This window comes from Salipiger sp., from assembly GCF_059781815.1.
Map to the genome: position 1 here is coordinate 1473 of NZ_JBYNAH010000012.1, position 5795 is coordinate 7267.

Sequence of the window (5795 nt, forward strand, 5' to 3'; positions counted from 1 at the left end):
GAAGTGCTGTTCGAGACCGGCGCGGTGGACCTCGCGCCCGAGGGGCGCGCGCAGGTCGTCTTGCCGGCGGCCTTTGGCCACCGGCGCGGGGGCTTGTGGCTGGTCTGACGCGTTTGCCGGAGGGTGGGGGGCGTGGAGGCGGCGGGTTTTTGAGTATTTGGAACGTAGAGAAGTTGGGGTTGGGGCGTCTTGGGTCCGGCTCCTGGTCGGCGGTGTGCGTGTGGCGCGGGCAGGGATTAGAGTACTTGGAACGTAGAGAAGAGGGGGCGCCGGGGCGGGGGCGCGGGTTTGCGCGTTGTGGTCGCTGGGGCTGGTGAAAGCGCCGGGGCTGCGCTATGGCGGCGCCTGTAGCGCAGGAGGCCGGTATGGACCATTTTCTCTATCGTGACGGGCAGCTTTACGCCGAGGACGTGCCGGTGGCCGAGATCGCCGCCGCGGTCGGCACGCCGGTCTATGTCTATTCCACCGCCACGCTGCTGCGCCATTTCCGCCTCTTCGACGAGGCGCTGGCCTGGGGGCCGCATCTCGTCTGCTACGCCATGAAGGCGGCCTCGAACCAGGCCATCCTGAAGACCCTGGCCGAGGCCGGGGCCGGGATGGACGTGGTCTCGGGCGGCGAATACGCCCGCGCCAAGGCCGCCGGCGTGCCCGGCGAGCGCATCGTGTTCTCCGGCGTCGGCAAGACCCGAGACGAGATCCGCACCGCGCTCGAAGGCGGCATCCGCCAGTTCAACATCGAGAGCGAGCCCGAGATGCGGGTGATCTCGGAGGTGGCCTCGGAGCTGGGCGTGGTGGCGCCGGTCACCGTGCGGGTGAACCCGGATGTCGACGCCAAGACCCACGCCAAGATCGCCACCGGCAAGAGCGAGAACAAGTTCGGCATCCCGATCGCCAAGGCCCGCGCGGTCTATGCCGAGGCCGCCGCCCTGCCGGGGCTCAAGGTGATCGGCATCGACGTGCATATCGGCTCGCAGCTCACCGAGCTCGAGCCCTTCGCCATGGCCTATCGCAAGGTCGCCGAGCTCACCGAGGCGCTGCGCGCCGACGGGCACGAGATCTCGCGGCTCGACCTCGGCGGCGGCTTGGGGATTCCCTACACCCGCAGCAACGAGGCACCGCCGCTGCCGGTCGAATACGGCGCGATGATCGAGCGCGAGCTTGGCCACCTGGGCTGCGAGATCGAGATCGAGCCGGGCCGGCTGATCGCCGGCAATGCCGGCATCCTCGTCTCGGAGGTGATCTACCTCAAGGAAGGCGAGGGGCGGAACTTCCTGATCCTCGACGCGGCGATGAACGACCTGATCCGCCCGGCCATGTACGAGGCGCATCACGACATCGTGCCGGTGATCGAGCCCGAGGCCGGCGCCGAGCAGGCCGCGTTCGACATTGTGGGCCCGGTCTGCGAATCCGGCGATACCTTCGCCAAGGGCCGGATGATGCCCGGGCTGGGGGCGGGCGATCTCGTCGCCTTCCGCTCGGCGGGTGCCTATGGCGCGGTGATGTCGAGCGAGTACAATACGCGGGCACTGATCCCCGAAGTGCTGGTGAAAGGCGATCAATTCGCCGTCATTCGCCGGAGACCGAGCTTTGAGGAAATCATAAACCGCGATAGCCTTCCCGAGTGGCTGTAGGGCATCCCTCCTGCGGCCGGGATCGCAGGAGACCTTCATGCCCGAGACGGGAACACCGCCGCCGGACATCCTGAAACCCATCAAGTGGCCGCTGCGTCTGACCCTCTGGGGCATGGGCGCGGAGCGCATCACCCGTGCCTTCTGGCCGCTCTGGTCGCTGCTGATCGCGGCGCTGGGGCTGTTGATGCTCGGGGTTCAGGATCTCGTGGCGGTGGAGTGGGTCTGGGCCGCAGGCGTGGCCTTCATGGGTGCGCTGGGCTGGGCGATCTGGCGCGGCGCGCGGATGCTGGTCTGGCCGACGAAGGCTGAGGCGATGGCGCGGCTCGACGGCACGCTGCGCGGCAACCCCATTCAGGCGGCGCTCGACGATCAGGCCATCGGGGCGGGCGACATGGGCTCGCAGGCGGTCTGGCAGGCGCACCAGGCACGGATGCGCGCCCGGCTGGCCGAGGCGAGGGCGGTGGAGCCCGATCTGCGGGTCGCCAAGGCCGATCCCTTTGCGCTGCGCTACGTGGCGCTGCTGGCCTTTGCCGCAGCACTGGTCTTCGGCTCCTTCCTGCGGGTCTCCTCGGTGACCGCGATGGGGCCGAGCGGCGTCGATCTCGCCGCCGGGCCCGCGTGGGAGGGCTGGATGGAGCCGCCGGGCTACACCCGCCTGCCGTCGGTCTATCTCAACGACATCAGCGCGCCCGGGCTGACCGTGCCAGAGGGCGCGCAGATCACGCTCCGCATGTATGGCGAAGTGGGGGCGCTGTCGGTCGACGAGAGCGTCTCGGGCCGCGCCCTCACGCCCGAAGCGGCGCAGGAGACGGCGCAGGATTTCGCCGTGCTGCAATCGGGTCGGCTCGCCATCGACGGCCCCGGAGGTCGGGCCTGGGAGGTCAGCGTCACCGCCGATGCCGCCCCCAGCGTGCGCCGCGAGGGCGAGATCGAATCGAGCTACGAGGGCGATGCGCAGATCCCCTTCGCCGCCAGCGACGATTACGGCGTGGTCGCGGGCAGCGCCCGCATCGAGCTGGCGCTGGGCGAGGTCGCGCGCGACTACCTGCTCGCCGCCGAGCCCGAGCCGCGCCCGGCCATCGAGGTGCCGCTGCCGATGCCCATCGCCGGTGACCGGGCCGAGTTCACCGAGACGCTGGTCGAGAATTTCTCCGAGCATCCCTGGGCCAACCTGCCGGTGCGCCTGTCGATCAGCGTCGAGGACGAGGCCGGCCAGACCGGTCAGGCCGAGGTCGAGACCATCACCCTGCCGGGGCGGCGCTTCTTCGATCCGATGGCGGCGGCGGTGATCGAGCAGCGCCGGGCGCTGCTCTGGACCCGCGACAACATCCCCGAGATCAGCCGCATCATCCGCGCCGTCAGCCATCTGCCCGACGACGTGTTCCGCTCGGCGGTGCCGTATCTGCGGCTGCGCACCATCCTGCGCCAGCTCGAGGCGGCGGGGCCATCGATGGGCGACGCGCAGCAGGCCGAGATCGCCAAGGCGATGTGGGATCTGGCGATCATCCTCGAGGAGGGCGATCTGGCCTCGGCGCTCGAGCGGCTGCAGCGTGCCCAAGAGCGGCTTTCGGAAGCGATGAAGAACGGCGCGTCTGATCAGGAGATCGCCGAGCTGATGCAGGAGCTGCGCGAGGCCACCGACGATTACCTCCGGCAGCTGTCGCGGCAGGCGCAGCAGCAGGCCGAGCAGAATCCCGAGATGGCGCAGTCCCAGGACAGCATGGAGATGAGCCAGAACGACCTGCAGCGCATGATGGACCGCATCCAGGAGCTGATGGAGCAGGGCCGCATGGCCGAGGCGCAGGAGGCGCTGCGCCAGCTTCAGGAGCTGATGGAGAACATGCAGGTGACGCAGGGCCAGCAGGGCCAGTCGCCGGGCGAGCAGGCGATGGAAGGTCTGGGAGAGACGCTGCGCGAGCAGCAGGGCCTGTCGGACGAGGCGTTCCGCCAGCTGCAGGAGCAGTTCAACCCCGGCCAGCAGGGGCAGCAAGGTCAGCAGGGCCAGCAAGGGCAGCAGCAGGGCCAACAGGGTCAGGGCGGCCAGCAGCAGGGTCAGGGACAGGGCGAACAGCAGGGCCAGCAGGGGCAAGGTGGAGAGCAATCGCTCGAAGAAAGCCTCGCCAACCGCCAGCAGCAGCTGCGCGACGAGCTGAACCGCCAGCGCCAGAACCTGCCCGGCGCCGGGACCGAGCCCGGCGAGGCCGCGCGCGATGCGCTGCGCCGGGCCGAGGAGGCCATGGACGGGGCCGAGGAGGCGCTGCGTCAGGACGATCTCGCCGGGGCCATCGACAACCAGTCGCAGGCCATGGAGGCGCTGCGCGAGGGCATGCGCAGCCTCGGCGAGGCGATGGCGCAGCAACAGCAGCAGAACCCCGGCCAGCAGGGCCAGCAGCAGGGCGGCAACCCCGGTCAGCAGCGCGACCCTCTGGGCCGCAACGCCGGCGCCAACGGCAATATCGGCACCGACGAGAACATGGTGCAGGACGAAGACGTCTACCGCCGCGCCCGCGAGCTGCTCGACGAGATCCGCCGCCGCTCCGGCGAGGGCGAGCGCCCTCAGGAAGAGCTCGACTATCTCGAGCGTCTGCTCGAACGGTTCTGATCACCTGACAGCCAAAGGCCCGCGCGCACGCCGCGCGGGCGCCACGATCCCACCGCGAGCCTTGCCCCGCGCCCGCCCGAATGGGTATAGCGGAGAAAGACGGCAAGGATCTGAACGGCATGGCCAAGGCGGCGCTCGACACATTGCGGGAGCTCTACGAGGGCGACAGCGACCGGGCGCACCGCTTTCGCTACGGCGTCCTGGCCTTCGATATCGGCACGATCCTCTACGTGGTCGCCACCTCCTTCAGCAATCACGGCCGCGTCGTCGAGACGGTCGACATGCTCTTCGGGGTGGTGTTCCTCGCGGATTTCGTCGCGAGGATGTCCATCGAGCCGCAAAAGCTGCGCTTCCTGATCCGGCCCGTCACGCTCGCCGACATCGTCTCGATCGCCTCCTTCCTCGCGCCGCTGGCGGGCGAGGGTCTGGGCTTCCTGCGCGTGGTGCGGACGCTGCGTTTCCTGCACACCTACCAGCTGTTCCGGCGGCTGCGGGAGGATTTCCCGTTCTTCCGCCGCTATCAGGACGTGTTCAGCGCCACCCTCAACCTGATGGTCTTCATCTTCGTGATGACCGGGCTGGTCTACGCCACCCAGTACCGCACCAACCCCCAGATCGAAAACTACGCCGACGCGCTCTATTTCACCGTGACCGCGCTCACCACCACCGGCTTCGGCGACATCACCCTCACCGGCTCGCTGGGGCGGATGATCTCGGTGGTGGTGATGATCTGCGGCGTGACCCTGTTCCTGCGGCTGGCGCAAGTGCTGTTCCGCCCCGCCAAGGTGCGCGAGACCTGCAGCACCTGCGGGCTGTCTTTGCATGATGCCGACGCGGTGCATTGCAAGCATTGCGGCACCGTCATCCATATCGAAACCGAGGGCGAGTACTGATGACCGACGTGGCGATCCGCCCGTATTCCGCCGAAGACGAGGCCGCGCTCTGGCGCATCCTCGAGCCGGTGTTCCGGGCCGGCGAGACCTATGCCATCGACCCCGACATCCCGCGCGATGCCGCGCTGGCCTATTGGTGCGGCCCCGAGCGCCGGGTGTTCTCGGCGCTGATCGACGGCGCGGTGGCGGGCAGCTACTACATCGTGCGCAACCAGAAGGGCGGCGGCAGCCATGTCTGCAATTGCGGCTTCGCCACCGACCCCGCGCAGGCCGGCAAGGGCGTCGCCCGCGCCATGCTGGCCCATGCGCTCGAGACCGCCAAGGCGCTTGGCTTCCGCGCCATGCAGTTCAATTTCGTGGTCTCCACCAACAGCCGCGCGGTGGAGATCTGGCAGCGCGCCGGCTTCGATATCGCCGGCCGCCTGCCGGGCGCCTTCCATCACCCGGAAAAGGGTTATGTCGACGCGCTGGTCATGTATAAGGCGCTCGAAACGGACTGATTTCAGGAGCATTTCCCGTGGCCGAAGACACCCGCCTGCTCGCCGTCCTGATCGACGCCGACAACACCTCGCCGAAATACGCCAAGGCGATCTTCGACGAGATCGCCTCGCTGGGCGAGGCCAGCGTGCGGCGCGTCTACGGCGACTTTGCCAGCCAGCAGATCTCGGG

At 68.8% G+C, this 5795-nt stretch carries 5 protein-coding genes; all 5 read left to right on the plus strand.

Annotated features, from left to right (window positions below; all coding sequences use genetic code 11):
* Nucleotides 1–365: 365 nt before the first annotated feature.
* Nucleotides 366–1631, plus strand: coding sequence for a diaminopimelate decarboxylase (gene lysA, locus AC6RA4_RS02560; RefSeq protein ID WP_500157101.1), 1266 nt, complete (start codon nt 366–368; stop codon nt 1629–1631).
* Between the two features lie 37 nt (nt 1632–1668).
* A complete protein-coding gene (locus AC6RA4_RS02565) occupies nt 1669–4233 on the plus strand; it encodes a TIGR02302 family protein (protein ID WP_500157103.1) in 2565 nt (854 codons plus the stop codon).
* Between the two features lie 119 nt (nt 4234–4352).
* Nucleotides 4353–5126 (plus strand): ion transporter, encoded by a 774-nt coding sequence (locus AC6RA4_RS02570; protein ID WP_500157105.1) that lies wholly within the window; start codon nt 4353–4355, stop codon nt 5124–5126.
* A complete protein-coding gene (locus tag AC6RA4_RS02575) occupies nt 5126–5626 on the plus strand; it encodes a GNAT family N-acetyltransferase (protein WP_500157107.1) in 501 nt (166 codons plus the stop codon). The genes AC6RA4_RS02570 and AC6RA4_RS02575 overlap by 1 nt, the downstream gene beginning before the upstream one ends.
* Before the next feature lie 17 nt (nt 5627–5643).
* Nucleotides 5644–5795, plus strand: a 152-nt coding sequence (locus tag AC6RA4_RS02580; protein WP_500157171.1) for an NYN domain-containing protein, incomplete at its 3' end; no start/stop codon positions are given.

What these genes read in the sequence shown, in the direction of transcription:
- lysA (WP_500157101.1), top strand. Translation starts at nt 366, where the DNA reads ATGGACCATTTTCTCTATCGTGACGGGCAGCTTTACGCCGAGGACGTG.
- AC6RA4_RS02565 (WP_500157103.1), top strand. Translation starts at nt 1,669, where the DNA reads ATGCCCGAGACGGGAACACCGCCGCCGGACATCCTGAAACCCATCAAG.
- AC6RA4_RS02570 (WP_500157105.1), top strand. Translation starts at nt 4,353, where the DNA reads ATGGCCAAGGCGGCGCTCGACACATTGCGGGAGCTCTACGAGGGCGAC.
- AC6RA4_RS02575 (WP_500157107.1), top strand. Translation starts at nt 5,126, where the DNA reads ATGACCGACGTGGCGATCCGCCCGTATTCCGCCGAAGACGAGGCCGCG.